At 70.9% G+C, this 23329-nt stretch carries 19 protein-coding genes and 1 tRNA gene; 12 read left to right on the top strand and 8 right to left on the bottom strand.

What is annotated here, in order from left to right:
- Nucleotides 1-85: 85 nt before the first annotated feature.
- Nucleotides 86-574, top strand: coding sequence for a 50S ribosomal protein L10 (gene rplJ / locus ACIPY5_RS12575; RefSeq protein WP_105686198.1), 489 nt, complete (start codon nt 86-88; stop codon nt 572-574).
- 48 nt (nt 575-622) lie between these two features.
- Nucleotides 623-1006, top strand: a complete 384-nt coding sequence (rplL, locus tag ACIPY5_RS12570) for a 50S ribosomal protein L7/L12 (RefSeq protein WP_309341512.1) — start codon at nt 623-625, stop codon at nt 1004-1006.
- A 131-nt stretch (nt 1007-1137) separates the two neighbouring features.
- Here the strand turns inward: rplL and ACIPY5_RS12565 are convergent, their stop codons facing one another.
- Nucleotides 1138-2157 (bottom strand): LacI family DNA-binding transcriptional regulator, encoded by a 1020-nt coding sequence (locus ACIPY5_RS12565; RefSeq protein ID WP_400971239.1) that lies wholly within the window; start codon nt 2155-2157, stop codon nt 1138-1140.
- A gap of 236 nt (nt 2158-2393) precedes the next feature.
- Here ACIPY5_RS12565 and ACIPY5_RS12560 point away from each other — a divergent pair, with 236 nt between their 5' ends.
- The 5 genes from ACIPY5_RS12560 to ACIPY5_RS12540 all read left to right on the top strand — a co-directional run bounded on the left by ACIPY5_RS12560 (nt 2394) and on the right by ACIPY5_RS12540 (nt 7589).
- Nucleotides 2394-3725 carry an ABC transporter substrate-binding protein gene (locus tag ACIPY5_RS12560; protein ID WP_400971236.1) on the top strand — a complete coding sequence of 444 codons (1332 nt, stop codon included), beginning with the start codon at nt 2394-2396 and terminating at the stop codon, nt 3723-3725.
- 114 nt (nt 3726-3839) lie between these two features.
- Nucleotides 3840-5171 carry a carbohydrate ABC transporter permease gene (locus ACIPY5_RS12555; protein ID WP_400971234.1) on the top strand — a complete coding sequence of 444 codons (1332 nt, stop codon included), beginning with the start codon at nt 3840-3842 and terminating at the stop codon, nt 5169-5171.
- Nucleotides 5171-6139, top strand: a complete 969-nt coding sequence (locus ACIPY5_RS12550; RefSeq protein ID WP_400971232.1) for a carbohydrate ABC transporter permease — start codon at nt 5171-5173, stop codon at nt 6137-6139. Before ACIPY5_RS12555 ends, ACIPY5_RS12550 begins: the two co-directional genes overlap by 1 nt.
- Before the next feature lie 117 nt (nt 6140-6256).
- Nucleotides 6257-6910, top strand: coding sequence for a phosphatase PAP2 family protein (locus tag ACIPY5_RS12545; protein WP_400971229.1), 654 nt, complete (start codon nt 6257-6259; stop codon nt 6908-6910).
- A 61-nt stretch (nt 6911-6971) separates the two neighbouring features.
- Nucleotides 6972-7589: a GNAT family N-acetyltransferase gene (locus ACIPY5_RS12540; protein ID WP_400971227.1), complete on the top strand. Its 618-nt coding sequence runs from the start codon at nt 6972-6974 to the stop codon at nt 7587-7589.
- 24 nt (nt 7590-7613) lie between these two features.
- Here ACIPY5_RS12540 and ACIPY5_RS12535 read toward each other — a convergent pair whose 3' ends face one another.
- From ACIPY5_RS12535 to ACIPY5_RS12525, 3 genes are read right to left on the bottom strand one after another with little or no spacing between them, the layout of a single operon-like run.
- Nucleotides 7614-8366 carry an MgtC/SapB family protein gene (locus tag ACIPY5_RS12535; protein WP_400971224.1) on the bottom strand — a complete coding sequence of 251 codons (753 nt, stop codon included), beginning with the start codon at nt 8364-8366 and terminating at the stop codon, nt 7614-7616.
- Between the two features lies 1 nt (nt 8367).
- A complete protein-coding gene (locus tag ACIPY5_RS12530) occupies nt 8368-9156 on the bottom strand; it encodes a tyrosine-protein phosphatase (protein WP_400971222.1) in 789 nt (262 codons plus the stop codon).
- Nucleotides 9153-10508 (bottom strand): MFS transporter, encoded by a 1356-nt coding sequence (locus ACIPY5_RS12525; protein WP_400971219.1) that lies wholly within the window; start codon nt 10506-10508, stop codon nt 9153-9155. The genes ACIPY5_RS12530 and ACIPY5_RS12525 overlap by 4 nt, the downstream gene beginning before the upstream one ends.
- Nucleotides 10509-10721: 213 nt before the next feature.
- Here ACIPY5_RS12525 and ACIPY5_RS12520 point away from each other — a divergent pair, with 213 nt between their 5' ends.
- Entirely contained in the window at nt 10722-12473 is a 1752-nt protein-coding gene (locus ACIPY5_RS12520) for a glycoside hydrolase family 3 protein (protein WP_400971216.1), read from the top strand.
- Nucleotides 12470-13150, top strand: coding sequence for a TetR/AcrR family transcriptional regulator (locus ACIPY5_RS12515; protein ID WP_400971213.1), 681 nt, complete (start codon nt 12470-12472; stop codon nt 13148-13150). Before ACIPY5_RS12520 ends, ACIPY5_RS12515 begins: the two co-directional genes overlap by 4 nt.
- 37 nt (nt 13151-13187) lie before the next feature.
- Here ACIPY5_RS12515 and ACIPY5_RS12510 read toward each other — a convergent pair.
- Nucleotides 13188-13275: transfer RNA gene (locus ACIPY5_RS12510), tRNA-Ser, on the bottom strand.
- 158 nt (nt 13276-13433) lie between these two features.
- Between ACIPY5_RS12510 and ACIPY5_RS12505 the strand changes: the two genes are divergently transcribed.
- The 3 genes from ACIPY5_RS12505 to ACIPY5_RS12495 all read left to right on the top strand — a co-directional run bounded on the left by ACIPY5_RS12505 (nt 13434) and on the right by ACIPY5_RS12495 (nt 16545).
- Entirely contained in the window at nt 13434-14816 is a 1383-nt protein-coding gene (locus ACIPY5_RS12505; RefSeq protein WP_400971210.1) for an LssY C-terminal domain-containing protein, read from the top strand.
- Between the two features lie 9 nt (nt 14817-14825).
- The gene (locus ACIPY5_RS12500) at nt 14826-15722 is read left to right on the top strand and encodes a rhodanese-related sulfurtransferase (RefSeq protein ID WP_400971207.1); all 897 of its coding nucleotides are present in this window, start codon (nt 14826-14828) and stop codon (nt 15720-15722) included.
- Nucleotides 15723-15831: 109 nt separating this feature from the next.
- The gene (locus ACIPY5_RS12495) at nt 15832-16545 is read left to right on the top strand and encodes a DedA family protein (RefSeq protein ID WP_400971204.1); all 714 of its coding nucleotides are present in this window, start codon (nt 15832-15834) and stop codon (nt 16543-16545) included.
- 27 nt (nt 16546-16572) lie between these two features.
- Here the strand turns inward: ACIPY5_RS12495 and ACIPY5_RS12490 are convergent, their stop codons facing one another.
- The 3 genes from ACIPY5_RS12490 to ACIPY5_RS12480 form a co-directional block, all read right to left on the bottom strand.
- Entirely contained in the window at nt 16573-19557 is a 2985-nt protein-coding gene (locus ACIPY5_RS12490; protein WP_400971201.1) for a DEAD/DEAH box helicase family protein, read from the bottom strand.
- A gap of 136 nt (nt 19558-19693) precedes the next feature.
- Nucleotides 19694-22012, bottom strand: coding sequence for a transglutaminaseTgpA domain-containing protein (locus tag ACIPY5_RS12485; protein ID WP_400971198.1), 2319 nt, complete (start codon nt 22010-22012; stop codon nt 19694-19696).
- Nucleotides 22002-23285: a DUF58 domain-containing protein gene (locus ACIPY5_RS12480; protein ID WP_400971195.1), complete on the bottom strand. Its 1284-nt coding sequence runs from the start codon at nt 23283-23285 to the stop codon at nt 22002-22004. The genes ACIPY5_RS12485 and ACIPY5_RS12480 overlap by 11 nt, the downstream gene beginning before the upstream one ends.
- Nucleotides 23286-23329: the final 44 nt, after the last annotated feature.

Genomic DNA, 23329 nt, shown 5'->3' with positions numbered 1-23329 from the left:
AGCGTTTTTGTTTGCCTGCAGAGCGCGGCGGTCAAGGCCGGTGCTCCACCGCCGTGGAGCATCCCGTACTCATCAAGGAGTGACCATGGCGCAGAAGGATGCATCGGTCGCCGAGCTCACGAAGAATTTCGAGGACTCGAACGCCGTCCTGCTGACCGAGTACCGCGGTCTGACGGTTGCCCAGCTCAAGCAGCTGCGCAACAGCATCCGTCAGGACGCGAGCTACGCCGTGGTGAAGAACACGCTGACCAAGATCGCCGCGAACAACGCGGGGATCACGGCGCTGGACGACGACCTCAAGGGTCCGTCGGCCGTCGCTTTCGTGCACGGTGACTTCGTCGCCACCGCCAAGGCTCTGCGTGACTTCGCCAAGGCGAACCCGCTTCTCGTGATCAAGGGCGGCATCTTCGAGGGCAACGCCCTGAGTGCCGACGAGGTCAACAAGTACGCCTCGCTGGAGAGCCGTGAGGTTCTGCTGGCGAAGGCCGCGGGCATGATGAAGGCGACGATGGGCAAGGCCGCGGCCACCATCGATGCTCTTCGCGAGAAGCTGGAGACCGCTGAGGCTGCCTGAGCCTCCCCGGTCTTTTCCCCACAAACCCCATCTATTAGGAGAAACATCATGGCGAAGCTCACCACTGAGGAGCTGCTCGACCAGTTCGCTGGTCTGACCCTTGTCGAGCTCAGCGAGTTCGTGAAGGCGTTCGAGGAGAAGTTCGACGTCACCGCTGCCGCTCCCGTCGCCGTCGCCGGCGCTGCGGGTGGCGCTGGTGCCGCTGAGGCCGAGGATGAGAAGGACTCGTTCGACGTCATCCTCGAGGCTGCCGGCGACAAGAAGATCCAGGTCATCAAGGTCGTCCGCGAGCTCACCTCGCTCGGCCTCGGCGAGGCCAAGGCCGTCGTCGACGGTGCCCCGAAGGCCGTCCTCGAGGGCGCCAACAAGGAGGCCGCCGAGAAGGCCAAGGCTTCCCTGGAGGAGGCCGGCGCGACGGTCACCCTCAAGTAATCTCGCGTTTCGACGCTGCGAAGGCCCCGGGTTCTCCCGGGGCCTTCGTGCGTCTCGGGCGGATCCGGCCCGATGCGGCGCGGGTCCTCCTGCAGAGGCGGATCCGGCTCGCAAGGAGCCGGGGGATCCCGTCAGCGTGCGGTGTCGAGGCGGGGCACGGCTGTCGACTGGCGGGCCACGAGCGTCGCCGGGGCGATCACGTGCTCGAGCGGCGCCTCCGCGTCCTGCATCCTGGCCTGCAGCAGACGGACCGCCTCGATGCCCTGCTCTCGCGGATTCTGCCGGATCGTGGTGAGGCTGAACATCTCGGCATAGCGGTGGTCGTCGATCCCGATCACGCTCAGTTCGCTGGGTACGCCGATGCCGAGGCGCTGCGCGGCGATGATCGCGCCCACGGCCGCCTCGTCGCAGACGGCGGCGATCGCCGTGGGGCGCTTGCGCCGGTCCGCGAGCAGCGCGGCCGCGGTGGCGAACGCCTCGGGGATCGTGGACTGGGTCGAGACCGCGCGGATGCGATCCTGCAGCCCGGCGGCGGTCATCGCCTGACGGTAGCCGTCGAGCCGCTTGCGCTCGCCGAAGCTGAACCTGTCGCCGTCCGCCGCGTCGCCGAGGAACGCGATGTCCTCGTGGCCCAGGTCGATCAGGTGCTCCGTGGCGACGCGCGCGGCGGCGACATCGTCGATCGTGACGGTGTCGGCGTGCTCGGCGAACGGACCCACCGAGACGAGCGGCAGCCCGGTGCCGGCCAGGCGTTCGAGCTCGTGCGCCCCCGGCTGCAGGCACACGGCGATGATGCCGTCGAAGCGCCGCCCGGCCAGGGCGTGGTCCAGCATGCGGGCGCGCTCGTCGCTGCCCTCCGCGGCGCCGTACAGCGCAAGGTCCAGGCCGTCGTCGATGAGGGCCTGCTGGAGTCCCCCGAGCAGCTCTGCGAAGTACCAGCGGTCGGCCATCGGCATGATGACGCCGATCGTGGAAGTGCGTCCGGTCGCGAGGCTGGACGCGCTCGAGTGCGCCGAATAGGCGAGCTCCCGCGCCGCGCGTTCGACGCGCTCCCTCGTCTCCGCCGAGACGTAGCCGTTCCCGCTGAGGGCGCGACTGGCCGTCGACTTCGCCACGCCGGCACGCAGCGCCACATCGATGATCCCGGTCACGACGACCCCTCCTCGAAAAACGGATTCCCTCACCATAGCGATATCTCAGAGAGGATGGAACCGGTTCCCTGAGAGCGGTCCCATATGTTCCGCGGCTCCGTGTCCCCGGTTATGCAGTTGTGATCCAAAGCCGTTGCGTAATGGGCGGAAGGGTCACTAGTGTCGCCTGGAAGCGGTTCCTGAAGGAACCCCCAGCGCTGGGGAAATCGCCCCCGCGAATTCGAAGGAGAAAACGTATGGGAATGTCTCAGCGACGTCGCCTGATCGCGCCTCTCGCGCTGCTCGCGGTGTCCGGCCTCGCTCTCGCGGGCTGCGCCGAGGGCGGCAGCTCAAGCGGCGGCGACTCGTCCGGCAAGGGGGAGACCGTCAAGATCTCCGGCGGCATCACGGGGTCCGAGGCGGATCTGCTGAACAAGTCCTTCGACCAGTTCACCAAGGACACGGGCATCAAGGTCGTCTACACCGGCGACAAGAGCTTCGAGGGCAACATCGTCACCAAGGTGCAGGGCGGCAGCGCCCCCGACATCGCGATCGTGCCCCAGCCCGGCCTGCTGAAGAGCCTCGTGGACACGGGCGACGTCAAGACCGCCCCCAAGGAGGTCGAATCCAACGTCGACAAGAACTGGTCCAAAGACTGGAAGAAGTACGGCACGTTCGACGGCAAGTTCTACGCCGCCCCGATGCTCGCCAACGTCAAGGGCTACGTCTGGTACTCGCCGGCCAAGTTCAAGGAGCTCGGCGTCGAGGTCCCCAAGACCTGGGACGACCTGCTGACCCTCACCAAGACGCTCCAGGAGAAGACGGGCGCCGCTCCATGGTGCGCGGGCTTCGCCTCCGGTGACGCCTCCGGCTGGCCGGGAACCGACTGGATCGAGGACCTCGTCCTGCGCCAGAGCGGCCCGGACGTCTACGACCAGTGGGTCGACAACAAGGTCAAGTTCACCGACCCGCAGATCAAGCAGGCCTTCGACGCCGTCGGCACGATCCTGCTCGACCCCAAGTACGTCAACGCGGGCTTCGGCGACGTGAAGAGCATCAACTCGACCGCCTTCGCGGACGTCGCGGCCAAGGTCGCCGACGGCACCTGCCTGATGACGCACCAGGCCTCGTTCCTCTCGTCGAACTTCCTCGACGTGAAGACCAAGGCCGGCGCGGCGCCGAAGGTCGCCCCCGACGGTGACGTGTACGCGTTCGTGATGCCCGGCATCAAGGAGGGCGACAAGGTCGTCGAGGGCGGTGGCGAGTTCGTCGCCGGCTTCAGCGACACCGCGGCCACCAAGAAGGTCCTCGAGTTCATGTCCTCGGCAGACTTCGCGAACGCCCGCGTCAAGCTCGGCGGCGTGATCTCGGCGAACAAGAACGCCGACCCCACGCTCGCCTCCAGCGAGTTCCTGCAGGACGCCATGAAGACCGTCCAGGACCCGAACACCACGCTCCGCTTCGACGCGAGCGACCTGATGCCGTCGACCGTCGGCTCGGGCTCGTTCTGGAAGGGCATGGTCAGCTGGATCGACGGAAAGCCGACGGACCAGGTCCTGAGCGACATCCAGGCGGGCTACAAGAACTAGTCTGAGCTCAACCTGCGAGGGCTGCGGGGCGCGTCCGCATCGGCGGACGGCCCCGCAGTCGTCAGCAGGCCAGATCCTGACAGAGTTCGACGGCGAACCCAGAAGGGGGTCCACATGTCGCAAACCACGATGTCGCCGCCCACGTCGACCACGTCCCCGCGATCCGGTCGCACGACCGCCTCACGATCCGTCACGATCGGCGCCATGATCGTCGGCGCGATCGCGATCATCGGAGTCTTCCTCGCTCTGCTGGTGAGCCCGGAGCCCGAGACCCCGGTGCCGACCAGCCTCGGCTTCTCCCTGAAGAGCTTCTTCGTCTGGATCGGCGGACTCAACCCGCTGCTGCAGATCCCGATCGTGCTCGTCGTCTTCGCGGTCGTGGCGACGATCCTGCTGCTGCTCATCGAGTACGCGCCGCGGCACGGCAAGGGCTACTTCTGGCTGCGCCTGGTCGCGTGCTTCGTGATCCCGGTGCTGGCCTTCATGCTGCTGCGTCCGTACCAGAACGCGCTGATCTACGTCATGATCATCGCGTTGCTCGCCGGAAGCATGCTGTTCTTCGCCGACTACCGTGCACGCGAAGGAGCCGGCTACACCCTGCAGCTCCTGCTGTTCATGGCGCCGGCGGGACTCCTGCTCATCATCGGCCTGATCTACCCGGCCGTGAGCACCGTGATCCAGTCGTTCTTCGACAAGACCGGCAAGGACTTCGTCGCCCTCGAGAACTACCAGTGGGTGTTCACCAACCCTGAGGGCTTCTGGTCGGTGATCAACACGCTGATCTGGGCGCTCATCGCCCCGATCGTGTCGACGATCTTCGGCCTGGCCTACGCCGTGTTCATCGACAGAGCGCGCGGCGAGAAGCTCCTCAAGGTGTTCGTCTTCATGCCGTTCGCGATCTCGTTCGTCGGGGCCGGCATCATCTGGAAGTTCATCTACGACTACCGCCAGGGCGACCAGATCGGCCTGCTCAACGCGATCGTGACGCTGTTCGGCGGCAAGCCGATCGGCTGGCTGGACACGACGCCGCTCGTGAACACGATCTGCCTGCTCATCGTCTTCATCTGGACGCAGACCGGCTTCGCCATGGTGATCCTCTCCGCGGCGATCAAGGCGGTTCCGACCGAGCAGATCGAGGCCGCGTCTCTCGACGGGGCGAACGCATGGGAGAGGTTCCGCAACGTGACGGTGCCGGGGATCCGCTCCTCGCTGATCGTCGTGCTGACGACCATCACGATCGCCTCGCTGAAGGTCTACGACATCGTCGCCGTGATGACCGGCGGCCGTGCCAACAGCACCGTGCTGGGCTTCGAGATGGTCAACCAGCAGCAGCGCTTCCAGAGCTACGGGCACTCCTCGGCACTGGCCGTGGTGCTGTTCCTGTTCGTGCTGCCGCTGATCATCTACAACGCCCGGCAGATCCGCAAGCAGAGGGAGATCCGCTGATGAGCGCCACGCAGGCCGTCGTCACCGATAACCGCACCAAGCGCCAGGTCGAGCGCGACACCCGCCGCAATGAGGCCACGGCCCAGAAGCGACTCACCTCGAGGGGCGCCACGATCGCCGCGGTGATCATCGCGATCTTCTGGACGATCCCTACCTTTGGACTGTTCGTCACGTCGTTCCGCCCCGGCGCCGACTCGAACAGCACCGGCTGGTGGACCGTGTTCGTGAATCCGTCGTTCACGCTGCAGAACTACGGTGAGGCGCTGACCTCGGGCGGCACCGCGCTGACGCTCGGCGCATCGTTCATCAACTCGCTGGCGATCGCGATCCCGGCCACCGTGGTGCCGATCTTCATCGCCTCGCTCGCGGCGTACGGGTTCGCCTGGATGAACTTCAAGGGCAAGAACATCGTGTTCGTGTTCGTGTTCGCCCTGCAGATCGTGCCGATCCAGATGGCGCTCGTCCCGCTGCTCTCGCTGTTCTCGCGGGGACTCACACTGTTCGGCACCCAGATCTTCCCCGGCCTCGAGCTGCGCGACGTGGATCACAGCTTCGCGACGGTGTGGATTGCGCACGCGATCTTCGCGATGCCGCTGGCGATCTTCATGCTGCACAACTTCATCGCGGAGATCCCGAGCGAGGTCGTCGAGGCGGCGCGCGTGGACGGGGCGAGCCATGGGCAGATGTTCTTCCGGATCATCCTGCCCCTCGCGATGCCGGCCATCGCCTCGTTCGCGATCTTCCAGTTCATCTGGGTCTGGAACGACCTGCTCGTGGCGACGATCTTCGCGCCGGAGTCCTCGCTGCCGTTGACGCAGACGTTGAACTCGCTGTCCGGAACCTGGGGCAACCAGTGGTTCCTGCAGTCCGCGGGCGCGTTCATCTCGATCATCGTCCCGCTGATCGTGTTCTTCGCCCTGCAGCGGTTCTTCGTGCGCGGCCTGCTGGCCGGTGCGACGAAGGGCTGACCCGCTCGATGCCTCGGAGGCCGGGATCCGCACCTGCGGACCCCGGCCTCCGTCGTGCTGCCGGAAGCGCCGGCCCGGCTGCGAGGCCAGAAAGAGAGGACAGGGGAGAATGGCCGGATGACACGTCGGCTCGCTCTCGTCCTCGGGATCGTCGGGGTGGCGCTCGCGCTCGCCACGGCCGTGGTGCTGGCGACCTCTCCCACGGTGATCGTGTCTCTCGACGACGCGTGGAACCTGGAGATGGTCGAATGGCGCGGGCCGGTGCTCGTCGGCTGGGCACTGGTCATGAACGTGCTCGGCGGGGGATGGGTCGCGACGATCCTCACCCCGCTGCTGATCGCCGCCCTGGCCTGGCTCGTGCGGGGGTGGCGCGGTGCTCTGTTCGCGCTGATCGCCTTCGTCGCGAGCGCGGGCATCGTGCAGCTCGTGAAGAAGGCGCTCGGCCGCGCCCGTCCGCAGGATCTGCTGATCGCCTCCGACTTCGGATCCTTCCCCTCCGGGCACACGGCGAACGCCGCGACCCTCGCGGTCGTGCTGTGGTTCCTGTTCCCGACGCTCTGGGTCGCGATCGGGGGAGCGGCGTGGACGGTGGCGATGGGGTTCTCGCGCACCGTGCTCAGCGTGCACTGGTTCAGCGACACGGTCGGCGGTGCGCTGATCGGCGCGGGCGCCGCCTTCCTGATGGCGGCGATGCTGTGGCGCTGGGTGCGGCTGCCGCGCGTGCTGGACGGCGTCGAGGCACGGGATCCCCGCGCGGATCCGCCTCGCTAGGCTGAGGGGATCCGCAGGTCCCTGAGCGAGCGTAGCGAGACGAAGGGCGCAATCGAAAGGCATGGCTCCCGTGGCACGCATCCGATCGTTCCGCCCCGAAGACGTCGACGCGCTCTCCGACGTGTGCGTGAAGACCGCCGACGTCGGCAAGGATGCCACCGGCATGCTCGAGGACGACGCGCTGTGGGGCGACCTGTTCGCCGTGCCCTATGCGCTGCGCGACCCGGGGCTCTGCTGGGTCGTCGAGGCGGACGATGCGCGGGTGATCGGATACATCGTCGCGACGGATGACACGAACGCGTTCGCCACCTGGTTCCGGGACGGGTGGTGGCCCTCGCGTCGCGACCGCTACCGTGCGTCGGGTGCGGCCGAACCGACGCCGCAGGATCGCTTCATCGCCTATGGCGACCGTCAGGCGCCGGGCGACGACCCGATCGTGCGGGAGTACCCGGCGCACCTGCACATCGACCTGCTGCCGGAGACGCAGGGCCAAGGGCTCGGGCGCCGCCTCATCGACACGCTGCTGGCCGAGCTCGGACGGCGCGGCGTTCCGGCGCTGCACCTCGGGATGAACGCCGACAACCACTCCGCGGGCGCGTTCTACGAGCGGCTCGGCTTCACGAAGCTCGCCTCGGGCGAGGGAAGCACCATCTACGGGATCCGGATCCCGGCGGCCTGACGCGGCATCGGACCGCCGGGCGGCTCAGTCGTCGGCCGGGACGGCCCACCAGCGGCTCGCGGTGACCTTCGGATCGGTTCCGACGCGCGAGATCGCCTGCTCGATCACATCGAGCCGATCCGGATCCTCGACACTGACCTCCGCGCGGATGCGCACCTGCGCGCTCTCACCGGGGCGCACGCGCACCGAACGGAGGATCAGGCTCGGATGGGCGGCCTCCTGCAGCAGCAGCGCGCGCACGCGCTGTTCGCTCTTCTCACTGGTGACCGCTTCGAGCACGTACTCGTGGGTCTGCTCCGCATCGGAGCCGTCCTCCGCCGCTTCGATCAGATCGATGCGAGGTCTCAGGCGGCGGTTCAGCGCTGTGCTGACCGGCCGCAGCAGGACGTTGGTCGCGGTGATCAGCGCGGCGCCGCACGCCGCGAGCAGGGGCATTCCCGCTCCGGCCAGCGACCCGACGGCGGCCGCACACCACAGGGTCGCGGCCGTCGTCAGCCCGCGGATGTTGAGCCCTTCGCGCAGGATCACGCCGGCGCCGAGGAAGCCGATCCCCGAGACCACCTGGGCCGCGACCCGCGTCGGGTCCGCCGTCGCGCCCGGGAGGGCATGGGAGCCGAGGATCACGAACAGCGCAGCGCCGATCGAGACGAGCGCGTTGGTGCGCATGCCCGCGGTGCGCAGCCGCCATTGCCGTTCGAGGCCGATGAGAGCCCCGAGGATCCCGGCGAACAGGGCGGAGAGCACCATCCCGCCGACGGCCATGAGATCGGCCCCCACGTCAGCCGGCGATGCGCTCGCGCAGGCGATCCAGCTCGACCGGGGTCAAACCCCCGCGGAGGAGATAGGACGCGGATCCGCCGCGGTCGTCGAGCCAGGCGAGCGCGGCCTCGATGGCGGACGGAGGCGTCGCAGTGACCAGATCGGTGATCGCGGGCACCAGCGGAACCCCCCAGGTGCGGGCGCGAGCGAGCATCCGCTCGGCCCACTCGCCCGCGAGGTTCTGCTCGCTCGCGGCGTAGTCGGCCACGATCGCGGAGCGCTCGGTCCCCGCGGCGTCGAGCAGGAGCGCCGTCGCCACGCCGGTGCGGTCCTTGCCGGCCGTGCAGTGGACCAGCACACCCGGCCGGTCCGGATCCGCGGGGGAGACGACCTCGCGAGCCACCTCGGCGAAGGCGCCCGCGGCGTTCTCGAGCATCGCCGTGTAGAGCACCGGCAGGGTCGGGATGCGCGCGAGCATCGCCCGCATGGCTTCTTCGTCGAGGGCGTCGTCGTTCGGTGCTCCCGCCTGAGGAGCGCCGGTCAGCGCCCCCTCGAGGAGGGAGAGCTCTCGCACCCGGAAGGCACGGGCCGCGGGCAGGCGATTCGGGGCGTCGATGCGCTCGCTCTCCGTGCGGAAGTCCACGATCGTTCCGATCGTGCTGGCGGCGATCGCGTCCAACCCGCCGTCCGTCGCCGAGCTGAGCGCATCGGAGCGGTAGAGCACGCCGTGCCGGGTGCGCCCGCCACCAGCGAGCGGCAGCCCTCCGGTGTCGCGCGAGTTGAAGGTTCCGTCGATGAGGGTGGTCATACGATCTCCTGTCGGTTGGCCCGCATCGCGGCGGCCTGGATGCGGACGAGTTCGGTGCGGGTGCGTTCATAGGCGTCCCGGCGCAGCACCCCGCGCAGGCCGGGCAGCGTCAGCAGGGACGCGAGCACGACGGCTGTCCCCACCAAGTAGAGCGCCGCGTAGTTCTTGTCGCCCCCGGAGATCGGGTCCGCGCCTCCGATCAGCACGATCAGAGGGGCCAGAGCGGGGGCGATGGACTGCGGCAGCGTCTTGGCGATGTTGAAGATGCCCAGGTACTTGCCCTCCTCGCCGAGCGGCAGGGTGCGCATCGCCAGGGCGAGGTCGACCGCGTAGTACGCGCCGAGCGCGAGACCGGCGAGCAGCGAACTGATCCAGAAGACCGCCGTGCTGTCGGTGAACGCCTTGAGCAGGAGGGACACCGCCATGAGCGCGACCGATGCGATCACGAACGGCGTGTAGTTGCCGCGGCGGGAGGCGAAGTAGCCGCAGGTGAAGGCCGCGATGAAGTTGAGCGCCGCGCCGGCCAGGGTGGCGATCGAGGTGAGGGACGCGGCCGAGGTCTGGCCCAGGTCGAGGCGCACCATCAGGTAGAACAGGCCGAACGTGGACACGACGGAGTAGCCGAACTGCATGGTGGCGCGCTGGATCCAGACGAGCGTGAAGGTGCGCGTCCTGAACGGGTTGAACGCGAACGCGGCGAAGACCTGACGGATGGACCGCTGCTCGCTCTCGGGCCGCGACGCGGGCGGATCGGGGAGGCGGAGGCACACGATCACGATGATGATCACGGCGACCAGCGGCATGGCGAGGATGACCACGGGAAGGCTCGACGCGAACAGCGTCGCCACCAGCATCGCCGGGACCAGACCCAGGAATCCGAAGGCTCCGAAGATCCCGGAGGCCTGGGAGCGCTGCTCCTCGGGGATCTGGTCGGCCAGGAGCGCCGAGAGCGACGCCAGGGTGGCGTTGTAGGCGGCCTGGGAGAGCACCCAGCCGATGACCAGGACCGGGAGGTTCGGGGCGACGGCGAGGATCACCGCCGACAGAAGCCCTCCGGCCGCGCCCGCGAGGAGCCAGGGACGCCGGCGGCCGAAGCGGGAGCGGGTGCGGTCGGAGAGGTGCCCGAAGATCGGGTTCGCCAGCAGCGCGGCCAGCGCGCCGAGCGCCGTGACGAGGCCCAGCGCGCCCTCCTTCTGCGCTGCGGGAACGACCTGCAGCACCTTCAGCGACAGCGAGACCACGAGCGGCGTGACCAGGGCGCCGAGCGTGACCAGTTCGATGAGTGCGAGCAGATAGACACGGGACATCGGCACGCGCGGCGGTGCGGATGCGTCGGTGACGGGCGTGGTCATGGGGATCCTTCCTCGGATTCGTGCGGGTCCCTCATTGGACCAGCGGCTCACGTCCGGGCCGTAAAGCCTTAGTGGCGACTAGGTGAACTCGCTGAGGAGCGTACTCCGACCGATCCGGATCGCGCAATCGCTTCTGGAAAAGTCACCTAGTTGCTACTAGGTTTATGTTCCTGGCGCGGGAACGACCCTGCGCGGGGACGATGAGGAGCGGGCATGCGCGCAGAGACCACGACGGTCGATGGCAGCCGAGTGGAGGATCTGCTGGGGCGGATGTCCCTCGAGGAGAAGGTCGGGAGCCTGCTCGTGGCCCGCGTCGTCTGCGGGGCGGACGGGACGCTCTGGGAAGGCTCCGAGGACGAATCCCCTTTCGGCTTCCTGCCGACGACGGCGCTGGTGCGCGATCGTCATGTGACCCACCTCACGCTGATGAACCCCGCACCCGTCGCCGACCTCGCCCGCTGGGGGCAGGCGGTCCGCGCGCTCGCCGCGGACACCCGTCTCGGCGTTCCCGTCTCGGTCGCCGCCGACCCCGTGCACGGTCGCGTCCGCAACGCGCAGGTCGCCATGAGCGGCGGCGGGTTCACGGTGCTGCCCGAGCCGATCGGCCTCGCCGCGACACGCGATCCGGAGCTCGTCCGCGAGGTCGCCCGGATGATCGGCTCAGAGCTGCGCGCCGCAGGGCTGCACATCGCCCTGCACCCCATGGCCGACCTCGCGACCGAGCCCCGCTGGGCGCGTGTCGCCGGAACGTTCGGGGAGGATCCGCAGCTCGCGGGCGAGCTCGTCGCGGCCTACGTCGCGGGGCTCCAGGACTCCGGCGTCGCGGCCACGGTCAAGCACTTCCCCGGGGGTGGTCCGCAGCAGGGCGGAGAGGACGCGCACTTCGAGCGCGGGGCGCACACCGTGTATCCCGGAGGGCGGTTCGAAGACCACCTTGCCCCCTTCGCCGCCGCGGTTCAGGCCGGCGTCGTGCGCGTCATGCCCGGCTATGCCGCGCCGCGGGGGCTCGACTACGACGAGGTCGGCTTCGCCTTCGAGCGGCGCATCATCACAGGCCTCCTGCGGGAGCGGCTCGGCTTCGACGGGGTCGTCGTCACCGACTTCAACATCGTGCACGGCATGCGGCTGCCGCGGCTCGGCCTGGAGCTGCCGGTGCGCGCCTGGGGCATGCTCGACGCGGATCCGGTCGAGCGCGTCGCGCGGCTGTTCGACGCCGGCGTGGACCAGCTGGGCGGTGAGGACGATCCGGGACCCGTGCTCACCGCGATCGAGCGGGGGCTCGTATCGGTCGAGAGAATCGACGAGTCGGTGCGCCGCGTGCTGCGGGAGAAGGAGCGGCTGGGGCTGCTCTCGGATGCGGCGGACCGCGCCGCGTCCGTCGAGGACGTGGCGGAGCGCATCGCCGTACCGGCCCATCGAGCCCTCGCGCGCAGGGTCCAGAGTGCGTCGGTCGTGGCGCTCCAGGGCGCCGCGGTGACGATCACCCCGACGACCCGCGTGTATGCCGAGGGCATCGACCCGCAGGCGCTCGAAGGGCGCGCCGTCCTGGCCGAGACGCCCGAGGACGCCGAGGTCGCGGTCCTGCGGATCGCGGCGCCGTACGAGGCTGCGGAGGGACTTCTCGAGCAGGGCTTCCACGGCGGGAGCCTCGAGTTCCCTGCGGCGGAGGTCGCGCGCATCGCGGCGATCGCCGCGGCGGTGCCGACGGTCGTCGACGTCTTCCTCGAGCGCGCCGCGGTGCTCACGCCGCTGGCCGCGCTGCCGATCGTGCTCGTCGGAACCTTCGGTGTCGACGACGATGTCCTGTGGGAGGCGGTCTCGGGCCGCGTCGACGTCGCAGGACGACTGCCTTTCGACCTCCCGCGCTCGATGTCGGCTGTCGTCGAGTCCCGTGAGGACGTCCCCTTCGACACGAGCGACCCGTTGTTCCGCTGCGGTGCCGGTCTCGTATGGTCGTCTGTGTGACCCGTGCCACCACCTCCGAGACCGACAAGTCCGCCGAGACCGACAAGCGCATCGCCCGCGGCGAGACCCGCCGGACGGCGATCCTCGCCGCCGCGACCCGCGAATTCGGGCGCAAGGGGTACGAGTCCGCTCGGGTGGCGGACATCGCGCGGGCGGCGGGTGTGACCGATGCCGGCCTTCTGCACCATTTCGCGACCAAGACCGATCTCTTCATGGCCGTCGTCGAGCGTCGCGAGGAGGCCTATCAATCGATCCGGGTGCCGGCGCCGTCGCTGCGGGCGCTCTTCGACGACTTCATCGCCGCCGTCGCCACGGCGGCGGAGGAACCCGACCTGCTGCGATTCCGCGTCATGCTCACCGGCGCTTCCCGGATCGAGGGGCACCCCGTCGAAGGGCGCGCCCAGCGGACCCTCGAGACGGCGCTGGCCACGCTCGTGCCGTTCGTGGCCGACCGCATCGCCGCCGGCGAGATCAGGTCCGATCAGGATCCCCAGCAGCTCGTGCTCGAACTGCTGGCGTTGAACGAGGGGATCCGCGACCAGTGGTCGACGCTGCCGGATCGGATCGACTACCTCGCGACGTTCCGCTCCGCGGCGGACGCGCTCTACGAGCGCGCGGCATCGGACCGCCCGACGGGCGAAGCCGGCAGCCTCCGAGCCCCGCTCCGAGACGAGTGAAGCGCCGCCCCGTGGATCTCGGGGCGGCGCTTCCATCTGGCGGTGACGGCGGGATTCGAACCCGCGGTTGCTTGCACAACACACGCTTTCCAAGCGTGCTCCTTCGGCCGCTCGGACACGTCACCAGGAATACAACCTGACCATCCTATCCGATGCGACGGGATGGTCCTGACCGTGCCCGGGGATCCACCGCGCCCGGCCGGTGGTGCGACGACGCGGAAGACCTCGGCGGGCGCCCGGCCTCCGTGCCAGGATGAAAGACGACCGCGAAGGAGAGGCAGCCGTGAGCGACGCACAGCATCCGTCGAGGCGCCGCTGGGCGCTGCAGATGCAGCAGCCGTTGCCGTCGTCGACGGTGTTCGACCGGATCGCCTTCCTCGTGGCGACGGCCGCGGCGGTCTGGCTGGCGGTCATCATCTCGATCGAGGGCGTCCGCTCGCCGTGGGCGCTGCTGCTGTTCATCCCGGTGTGGGCGATCATGGCCTACCTCGTGCTGCCGCGTCTGCATCGGCTGCTGAGCGACCTCTACGTGCCGGACTACTTCTTCGGGCGCACGCGCACGGGCGACGGACTGCTGGGGGATCCGGTCAACCTCGGGGTCGACGGATCCGCCGCGCAGCTCGACCAGGTCATGATCGGGGCGGGCTGGCATCGGGCCGACGAGATCACGGCCGCTTCGACCTGGGGCATCATCGTCTCCACGCTCACCCGGCGCAGCTATCCGACGGCGCCGGTCTCCCCGCTCATGCTGTTCGGGCGCCGCCACGACGTGGCCTACCAGCAGGAGGTCGCGGGCAACCCCAAGCAGCGGCACCACGTGCGCTTCTGGCACTGCCCGCCCGGCTGGCTGCTGCCCGGCGGTGCGAAGACCGACTGGCTCGGCGCCGGCACCTACGACACCGACGTGGGCCTCAGCCTGTTCACGCTGCAGGTGACCCACCGGATCGACGAGAACACCGACGTCGAGCGCGACTTCGTGGTGCAGAGCGCACGCGATGCCGACCCGGCGGTGCGCGTGCGGGACCTCCGCGACTTCACCACCGGCTACCACTCCCGCAACGGCGGCGGCGACCGGTTCATCACCGACGGTCACCTCCCGATCCTCGATGTGACCCGGGTGCAGACCGCTCCGCATGAGGATCCGGACGGATCCGAAGAGGAGTTCGGCCCCGACCCGGCCGCGGACCGCCCGGGCGAGGGACGGGGCGAATCGCTGCGCACGACCGCCGAACGGTCGATGCGGCGGGCGCCGCTGTCGACGTCCTTCGCCGTGGGCGTCGTGGTCCTCGGCGCGATCGTCGACGTGCTCGGGCTGACCCTCGGCGCCGCCGTGGATCCCGGTGTGCAGGCGCTCGTCGCCGCGGGCCCGCCGGAGGCGGTGGCCCTGCTGCTCTTCGTCCTCGGCTTCGGGGTGCTCATCTCGCTCGCGCAGCTTCTCATGGCCTGGTTCGTGCTCCGCCGGGGGAGACGATCACGCGCGATCCTCATGGTGCTCCTCGCGATCGGCGTGCTCACCACCGCGATCGACTACCTCGACGGCACGGCGACGCTCGGACTCAACGGCACGCTGCTCTCCGCCTCTCTGCAGTGCCTGGCACTGCTCGCCCTGTCGAGCGAGTCGGCGGGCGCCTGGGCGCGGCGGAGGTCGCAGCCGACGCGCGACTAGGATCGCTGGGTGCCCACCCCGAAGATCGTGCTGTTCTATGCCTTCGCGCCTCTGCCGGATCCCGAGGCCATCCGCCTCTGGCAGCGCGACCTCGGCGAGGCGCTGCACCTGCGGGGACGGATCCTGATCTCCCCGCACGGCATCAACGGAACCCTCGGCGGCGACCTGCCCGCCGTGAAGAAGTGGCTGCGCTCGTTCCGCGGGTACGCGCCGTTCCGCGACGCGGATGTGAAATGGAGCGAGGGCACCGCGGTCGACGCCGAGGGATACAGCGCGGACTTCCCCAAGCTCAGCGTCAAGGTGCGCGACGAGATCGTCTCGTTCGGCGCTCCGGGGGAGCTGCAGGTCGACGAGCACGGCGTGGTCGGCGGCGGAGCCCGGCTCAGCCCGGATGCGCTGCACGAGCTCGTCGCCGAACACGGGGACGAGGTCGTGTTCTTCGACGGGCGCAACGCCCTGGAGGCCGGGATCGGCCGGTTCCGCGGAGCCGTCGTCCCGGACGCGGAGACCACGCGCGACTTCGTCGGCCTGCTCGACTCGGGTGCGTACGACGACCTCAAGGGCAGGCCGGTGGTCACCTACTGCACCGGTGGGATCCGCTGCGAGGTGCTGTCGAGTCTCATGACGGCGCGCGGCTTCGGCGAGGTGTACCAGCTCGAGGGCGGGATCGTCCGCTACGGCGAGCGGTTCGGCGACGACGGGCTGTGGGACGGGTCGCTGTACGTGTTCGACGGGCGCGGATCCGTCGACTTCTCCGATCACGCGGCCGTCATCGGCGTGTGCGCGGGCTGCGGCGCGGCGACCAACCGCACCGCGAACTGCCCCGACCCCTCGTGCCGGCATCAGGCGGTGGTCTGCGCGACCTGCGCTGCGGTGCCGTGCGCGGAGCACACGACCGCGGACTGAAGCACCGGCGCCCGGGCGAGGAGCGGTCGGAGCAGACCGCGGTGAACAGTTCGGAACATCACTCTCCGGTATGACGACGGCGGTCCCGGCGCGCCGTAGCGTGGAGGGCATGGACCTGCTGAACGCCTGGCTGCTGCACGCCGCGGGACAGCTCTGGCTGTTCCCCGTGCTGCTGGTGTTCTTCTTCATCGACGGCTTCGCGACGATCCTGCCCAGCGAGACGGCGCTCGTCGCGCTGGCCGCCCTGTCGCTGCACAACGGCGAGCCGAACCTCGTGGTGCTCGGGCTGGTCGCGCTGGTCGGCGCGGTCGCGGGGGACAACATGGCGTACCTGCTCGGTCGGACGATCGGCACCGAGCGCTGGGCCTGGATGCGCCGCCCGAAGGTGCACAAGATGTTCGAATGGGCCCGCTACGAGCTCGACAAGCGCGGTGCGGCCCTGATCTTCACCGCCCGGTACATCCCGTGGGGCCGGGTCGCGGTGAACTACATGGCGGGCCAGACCGGCTTCCCTCATCGCAAGTTCTTCTTCTACGACCTCTTCGCGTGCATCACGTGGGTCGCCTACGCCCTGGGCATCGGCCTGCTGGCAGGGCAGTGGGTGCACGAGAACCCCCTGCTGGGCGTCGGCATCGCGGTGGTGTTCGCCGTCATCCTCGGGTTCGGCATCGACCACCTGCTGCGCTGGTGGCACGGGCGCCGCGGGGATGCGGAGCCCGTGCGTCCCGGATCTTCCGCCGCTGCCGCATCGACGGCTCAGGCGGGACAGCAGCAGGCACCCGCAGCAGGGCTGCCCGCGAACGGCACGTCCGAAGCCGCCTGAGCGCGCTCGCCGGAGCCGGAGGAGGACTCAGCCCCAGAGCGTCGTGCGCGGTTCTGCGGCGTCGAGCACCCGCGGGGTGCGTCGGGCGAGCGCGAGCAGTGCGAGGCCCTCTTCGCCCTTGAGCTCGATGAGCTCCGCCGCGCCGACGTTCTCGCGCCAGTGCCGGAGGAACGCCTCGGCGTCGGAGCGGCGCCGGGCCAGCACTCGGGGGACGGCGAGGAAGGCCGCCCCGCGCAGACCCTCGTGGCGCATCGCGGCGACCATGCCCAGGAGCGAGGCCCGGCCTCCGACGTCCTCGCGGTCGGTCCGCAGCAGGAAGCGCGGGGCGGAGGGCGGAGCGAAGAGCTCCTCCGCCGCGTCGGCGACCACGCGCTGATCGGGGCCCGCGAGCTCGATCCGCATCCGGTCGCCCTCGTCGCGGACGACGATCGCGGCCTCATCGAGCGGACGGATCCGTCCCGATTCTGCCAGGGCGCGGGCGAGCGCCACCGCCGCGCCCCGGAAGGACGTCGCGGGCTCTCGTCGCCGACGGCGCTCGCGCACCAGCGGCCCGACCGCGCCGCTCAGCGAGAGCGCCGTCCCCACCGTCACCGCGATGCCGACCCCCGCGGCCGGCGCGATCGGGACGGCGCTCGCGACGAGGGCGGTGACACCGGCGCTCCCCGCCATGCCGAGCAGCATCGCCCAGGGCAGGGCCGAGCGGACGGCGCGCGTGGTGGGGACGAGCGCCGACACCGAGGCCCTCCGCACCGCGAGCGCCTCGCGCTCCTCCGCGACGTAGGATTCCCCGATCCGCCAGGCCGCACGGGTCTCGGAGCGCGGCAGCACCTCGGCGCGCACCAGCTCGCCGAGTGCGCCCACGGACGCCTCCGGATCCTTGCCGAGCACGCGGTGCAGCGCCTGGCGCGCGGCGTGCGACAGGGCGTTGCCGAGCCCGCGCACGATGCGCCCGTCGTCATCCGCGCTGAGCCCGAGCAGGTGGCCGTGCCGTCGGGTGAGCCGGCGCTGCTCGGTGGCGTCGTCCAGGGCCACCTCGGCCGGGATCAGGCAGCTCACCGACCAGTTGTGCGCGACCTTCTCCGGCCACGCGGGATCCAGCCGCAGGGTGCGGCCGCGCAGCTGCGGGGCTCCCGTCGAGGTGGTCACGGTCGTGAGGTCGATCAGCGTGTTCACGGCGGGGCAGTCCCAGCCCTCGCCGAGCAGGCCGCGGGTGCCGACCAGGAGGCGCACGGATCCCGCCGACATCAGAGCGGAGACCGCCGCGACGATGCTCCCGGCGCCGACCCCGGGGGCGTCGAGTTCGCGCCACGGGCCGACCCCGCCGGGACGCACCTGGACAGCGGATCCGACACGTGCCATGAGCGCGGCGGCGAGCTCCTCGGCCCGCGCCGCCGGCACGCGGATGCGGTCGGCGGTCAGCAGCACAGGACTCAGGGCCGCGGTCAGCGGATCGTTCACGACGAAGTCGTAGGCGCGCAGGGCGCCGGCCGCGGTCTCGCCGACGAGGCCGCGGCTGTTGCCGTGCTCCACGAAGTCGGTCACGATGACAGCCTTGATCCTCGCGCCGTCCGCTCCGCCCAGTTCGAGCCGGAGGATGTCCACGGCGGCGCGGTCCTTGGCCTCCGAGAACGCGAGGGTGGTCTCCACCGGATCCCTGCCGCGGCGGAGACCGCGGTCCGTGAGCAGCAGGCCGAAGTCGGCGAGGGCCTTCTTGACGTAGCGCCACTGGTGCTTCGCGCCCGGGTCCGGCAGCAGCGTCGTGAGCGTGAAACGGGCCAGCACCGTCAGCAGGTCGTCGGTCGTGCAGCGCTCGAAGAGCACGGGCGGCAGGATCGCGCAGATCGGGTGTTGCGGGGCGAGCGCGCGCAGCACCACGCCGCAGGACCGGGTGAGCGGGAGGTCGTCGGCCAGGGCGCGCTCAAGCGCCGCGGGGGAGGGCGGCGCGGCGGGCGGGTCGTCGAAGGGATCCGCGGCCGGGGCCTGCTCGGCCGCCGCGGGATCGGCGACCGGGGGCTCGGGCGGATCCGGATCCGCGGGCTGCAGGCGCTCCTCGAGGTAGCGGATGCCGTCGGGGGTGGACAGCACCTGGGCGAGCAGCGCGTCCAGCTGCTCTCCGTGCCGGCGGATGAACGCGGCCTCGGCCGGCACCGGCTCGGTGAACCAGACGTGGTCGCGGTAGGGCGCGAGATGCCCCTCCTTCACGACGGCGGGGGTGGGCACCTCGAAGTCGACCTCGCCGAGCAGCTGCGTGTAGTTGTCGAACTCCGTGCCGTCTGCGACGTCCGGGAGGGTGGCGGTGAGTCCGATCACGAGGCCGCGCCCGCCGCGCTCGCGGATCGCGCCGACGAGGTAGGCGACGACGAGCGCCCAGTGATCCAGCAGGTGATGGCACTCGTCCAGGACGATGGTGTCGACCCCGGCGTCCACGATCCGCTCCAGGAGCGAGACCGCGTTCGGATGCAGCACGCGCGCGATCGCCTGGGGCCGCTCCCGCGCGAACCGGCGGCGGATCCGCTTCACGCGCCCGCGCAGTCCGGTGCGGTACTGCGCCGGGTTGTCGACCGCGAGTGCGGCCAGCCACGTCTCCGCCGCGGCCTGCGTGCGACCGCTCTCGACGAGCTCGTCCGCCCACCGGGCGCGGGCGAGCGCCTCGAACGGGGATCCGTCGCCCGTGACGCTGAGCGCCTGGTAGGTGAGCGCGGTCAGGTCGGCGATGCGCAGCGGATCCGTCGACACGGCCGCGGCGTCGGGCGCGAGCCCGGCGGCGGTGCGCGCCCACTGCTCGCGGATCGTCGTGTTCGGGGCGAGCACGAGCGTGCGCCCGCCTTCGCGGGCGGCGAGCAGCAGCCCGAGCAGGGTCTTGCCGGAGCCCGGGGGAGCCACGATGTGCAGTTCGGACTCGGAGCCGGGGGCCAACCGCTCCAGCACCTGCGCCTGGTAGGTGCGCAGGGTGCCGGTGAAGCGCCAGTCCCCGAGGGGTGCATCCTCGAGAGGCGCGGTCGGCTCGGCCATGCGTCCCCCTCCGTGCCGGCGCCTCGACGCCGCGGCGCCGCCGGATCGGCACCGGATTCCGAGCGTAGCCTTCGCCGGAGCGCGCGCCGGACAGCCCCGGCGTCGAACGGAGGTCTCCGGCGTCGCGGTCCGGGACTCAGGACGTCGAGGTCGCGAGCAGCCGGGAGCCGAGCAGCGAACGCGGCGTCAGAACTGCGGCGATCCGGTCGCGACGCGAGACATGCGCGCGCAGGTCCGCCCGGATCGCGTCGAGCGGGGGGCGCAGATCGGCGCCGCCCGGAGGGGCGTCCGATACCTGGCGGGCGTAGCTGGCGTGCTCGATCGCGCGCACGAGGGCGTCCATGGCGACGGCATCGACACCGCGCTCGCGCACCAGACGCTCGCCGCGGGCGCGCGGCGACTCCGCGGAGGAGGCGGGCAGTCCCAGATCCTGCAGCGTCGCGCGCAGTTCGGTCCACGCGGCCACGGCGTCCCCGCGGCGCGCGGCGGCACGGCGCCGAGCCGTCTGCAGACGTCGGATCAGGGCGGGGATCAGCAGCACGGCGAGCACGCCCAGGACCGTCCAGACGATCGGCATCGCCTGCAGCGCGGTCGGCTTCGACGCCCCGGTGGCACCCGCGTTCGGCACATCGAGGTTCTTCGGATCCTTGGCGGCGCCGGTCGACGTGGGCGCGGGCGTCGCTCCGGCCGAGGGCGCCGTACTGCCGCCGGCACTGGTGCTGTCCTCGGTGAACGCGGTCGGGATGCCGCGTGTCGCGGTCGGCTCGAACGGCACCCAGCCGATGCCGGCGAAGTACACCTCCGGCCAGGAGTGCAACTGGTCCGTGGAGACCTCGTAGACGACCTTGCCGTCGTCGGAGCGGCGGTCGGTGGCCGTGCCGGGCAGGTAGCCGACGACGATCCGCGTCGGCATGCCCAGTGAGCGCGCCATGAGCGCGAACGCCCCGGCGAAGTGCACGCAGTACCCCTCGCGCACGGTCAGGAACCTCGCCACCGCGTCGACGTTGGTGCCGTCGAAGCCGTCGTCGACCGGCGTCTGCAGCGAGTAGCGGAATCCTGCGCGGAACCAGGTCTGCAGGGCGATCAGCTTGTCGTAGTCGGTCGTCGCGCCGCCGACGACCTCGTGCGCGCTGTCGGCGATGATCGCGGGCATCTTCGCGGGCAGTGCTCGCAGATCTGCGGGGACGTCGGCCCCGGACGAGGTCGATGCGCGGATCTGGTCGAGCGTGGGCTGCAGCACGGCGGTGTCGATCGAGTAGTTCTGGTCGGCCGCGTCGGCGTTCGCCGCGATCACCGTGCGGTTGTCGGCGGCCGCGTTCCAGCTGCCGTTCTCGCCGCGCACGGCCGTGGCCTGATACGGCACGGGCAACCAGGATCCGGAGATCCCGGCGGTGCGGATCGTGGTCTTGGTCTTGTGCACCGCGACCCCATCCGGCGCGGCGACGTCTCCGAATCCCTGCGACAGCGGCACGGTGGCGGGGCGATCCGGCTGCCAGGTGGATCCGTCGAATCGGGTGAGGGTCGCGATGCGCAGATACGGGGGCGTGCCGTCATCGCTGATCAGCGTGAGCGCGGTCGCGGGGGCGGGGCGGCGCAGATCCTTTCCGAGATCGAGGGTCGCGCTCAGCGTGGTGCTGCCCCCGCCGACGTTGAGCCCCGAGGCGGACAGGGGCAGCAGCGGCGAGACGATCAGCGCCGCGAGCACGGCGAGGAATCCCAGGAGGAAGGCGGGCAGGCGCCGCGTGCGCAGCGGGGCGTCGGGATGGGCTCCGCGGACGGCGACCGTCTCGTCCCGCGTCGCCGGCGCAGGGCGCTCGGAACCGGGCGGTGCGAACCGCACGTGCAGGAAGAACAGGATCGCGATAGCGAGCCCGATGAACCACACCGGGTTCGCGCCCTCGCGGACGACGACCCCCGGCGCCGCGCCGAGCGCGGTGATCAGCACCGCGGCGATGAGCGGCGCGCGCAGCGTCACGAGCACGAGGTCGAGCACGACGGCGATGAGCCCTGCCGCGGTCGCGACGCTCACGGCGATCGCCGGGGAGGCCGCCAGGGGAGCGACGCCGTCGCGGATCTCGCTCAGCGCGGCGCTGAAGAACGCGTCGATCGTGCGCCAGACCTCGGGCGACGGGAGCAGCCACCCGCGACCCGCCTGCCGTGCGGTGAACACCGTGAGCGCGATCGCGCCCGCGCCGAGTTGGACGATGGGGACGGCGGGGATCGCGAGCCAGACGGGAGCGCGGCGCAGGAGGAAGCGCACGAGGGCCCCCGCGACGATCACCGTTCCTGCGGTCGCCACGGCGCCCTCGCCCCAGGAACCGGGCTGGACGACGGCGCTGAGCGGCCACACCGCCACGACCAGCCCCAGCGCGGTCAGCAGGGCGGCGGCCACGGGGCCGCCTTCCGTCCGCCGCTGCGCCAGGGGACCCCCGTATGCGCTGGCGTCAGCGGACATGCGCCGACTCCTGCGGGCCGCGCGTGTGCGGGGTCCCGACCGCACCGCCGAGCAGCGGAGACCGTCCGCGTGCCGAACCGGCGTCCGCCGTCGCGGATCCGGGTTCGCCCGCGCCCGTGTCGGCCCAGGCATCCGCGGGATCGTCGCCGAGCGTCGCGACGCGCCAGCCCTGCGTCTCGGCGGCGGACAGCGCGTCCGTCCCGGGGGCGGTGGCGATCAGGATCGGGGTTCCGGCTCCGCCGTGCGGAAGCGCCCCGGCGTCGGCGGAATCGATGGCGCCCGTGATCACGACGAGCGGGCCGACGGTGTGCCCCTCGCTCGCCGCGGGCAGTCCGTGGTCGCGCTCGCCGGAGCGGGGCGCGGTGCCCGCGAGGGCCACCAGCAGGCCGTCGCGCTCGTCCTCCGCGCCGCGCAGCCGGCCGAGCAGCACCCCGGTCGCATCGACCACGTCGACGGCGAAGCCGTTGTCCACGAGGTGCACCGCGATCGAGGCGCATGCCGTGACGGCTCGATCGAAGCTCTCGAGATCCGTGTCGCCGCCGGCCGCGACCCAGCGTGCGCCGGCGCGGTCGAGCACCACCAGGGCGTCGGGGCTCGACTCCTGCTCCTCCTGGCGCACCATCAGATCGCCGCGGTGCGCGGTAGCGCGCCAGTGGATGCGCCGCATCGAGTCCCCTGGCACGTATCGGCGGGGGGAGAGATTGTCCGCGCCCTGACCGAGTCGGTGCGACGAGGTCTGTGCCGTGCCTCCGGCGCGTCCGGTGCGGTCGGTCAGCCGCGGCAGCGGCACGACCTGCGGAACGATCGTGATCGGGGTCACATCGCCGAGTTCATCGGTGCGGACGAACAGCCCGAACGGATCCGCGGTGCTGAGCCGCAGCGGGCCGAGCGAGGCGAGCCCGCGACGCACCCCGGAGATCGGGTACGTCATCGTCATGGTCGCCCCGCCGGGGATCCGCTCGGCATCCTCGGAGGGGAAGGCACCGGTCGCGGAGCCGCGTACCGCCGCAGGCAGTCCGTCGCGCCAGCGTCCGGTCGGCTCCCGCACGACCGTGCGGAGATCCACGCGGACCCGCACCGAGGTGTCGTCGCCGACGGTGAGCAGGTCCGCGGCGACCGTCCGGCTGACCCGCGCGCGGCGGCGCGGGACGAAGACGAACAGCGCCGAAAGGACGAGCAGCGCGAACAGCAGCGCTGCCACGTACAGCAGCACAGGCGTCGCGAGCACGTTCGCGCCGATCACGAGGAGGATTCCGGTCAGAAGCGCGCTCACGCCGCGCCCGGTCATCCTGCGGCCGGGCGGATCCGCTTCGCGGT

This window comes from Microbacterium sp. NPDC089698, from assembly GCF_044749045.1.
GTDB lineage: Bacteria > Actinomycetota > Actinomycetes > Actinomycetales > Microbacteriaceae > Microbacterium.
This window is presented reverse-complemented; position numbering and strand designations above follow the sequence as displayed.

Excerpts from the sequence above, each read along its gene's own strand:
- ACIPY5_RS12530 (WP_400971222.1), bottom strand. The coding sequence starts at position 9,156 with ATGACCACCCTCATCGACGGAACCTTCAACTCGCGCGACACCGGAGGG.
- ACIPY5_RS12495 (WP_400971204.1), top strand. The coding sequence starts at position 15,832 with ATGGACCTGCTGAACGCCTGGCTGCTGCACGCCGCGGGACAGCTCTGG.
- ACIPY5_RS12525 (WP_400971219.1), bottom strand. The coding sequence starts at position 10,508 with ATGACCACGCCCGTCACCGACGCATCCGCACCGCCGCGCGTGCCGATG.
- ACIPY5_RS12540 (WP_400971227.1), top strand. The coding sequence starts at position 6,972 with ATGGCTCCCGTGGCACGCATCCGATCGTTCCGCCCCGAAGACGTCGAC.
- rplL (WP_309341512.1), top strand. The coding sequence starts at position 623 with ATGGCGAAGCTCACCACTGAGGAGCTGCTCGACCAGTTCGCTGGTCTG.
- ACIPY5_RS12485 (WP_400971198.1), bottom strand. The coding sequence starts at position 22,012 with ATGTCCGCTGACGCCAGCGCATACGGGGGTCCCCTGGCGCAGCGGCGG.
- ACIPY5_RS12555 (WP_400971234.1), top strand. The coding sequence starts at position 3,840 with ATGTCGCAAACCACGATGTCGCCGCCCACGTCGACCACGTCCCCGCGA.
- rplJ (WP_105686198.1), top strand. The coding sequence starts at position 86 with ATGGCGCAGAAGGATGCATCGGTCGCCGAGCTCACGAAGAATTTCGAG.
- ACIPY5_RS12520 (WP_400971216.1), top strand. The coding sequence starts at position 10,722 with ATGCGCGCAGAGACCACGACGGTCGATGGCAGCCGAGTGGAGGATCTG.
- ACIPY5_RS12550 (WP_400971232.1), top strand. The coding sequence starts at position 5,171 with ATGAGCGCCACGCAGGCCGTCGTCACCGATAACCGCACCAAGCGCCAG.
- ACIPY5_RS12490 (WP_400971201.1), bottom strand. The coding sequence starts at position 19,557 with ATGGCCGAGCCGACCGCGCCTCTCGAGGATGCACCCCTCGGGGACTGG.
- ACIPY5_RS12560 (WP_400971236.1), top strand. The coding sequence starts at position 2,394 with ATGGGAATGTCTCAGCGACGTCGCCTGATCGCGCCTCTCGCGCTGCTC.
- ACIPY5_RS12545 (WP_400971229.1), top strand. The coding sequence starts at position 6,257 with ATGACACGTCGGCTCGCTCTCGTCCTCGGGATCGTCGGGGTGGCGCTC.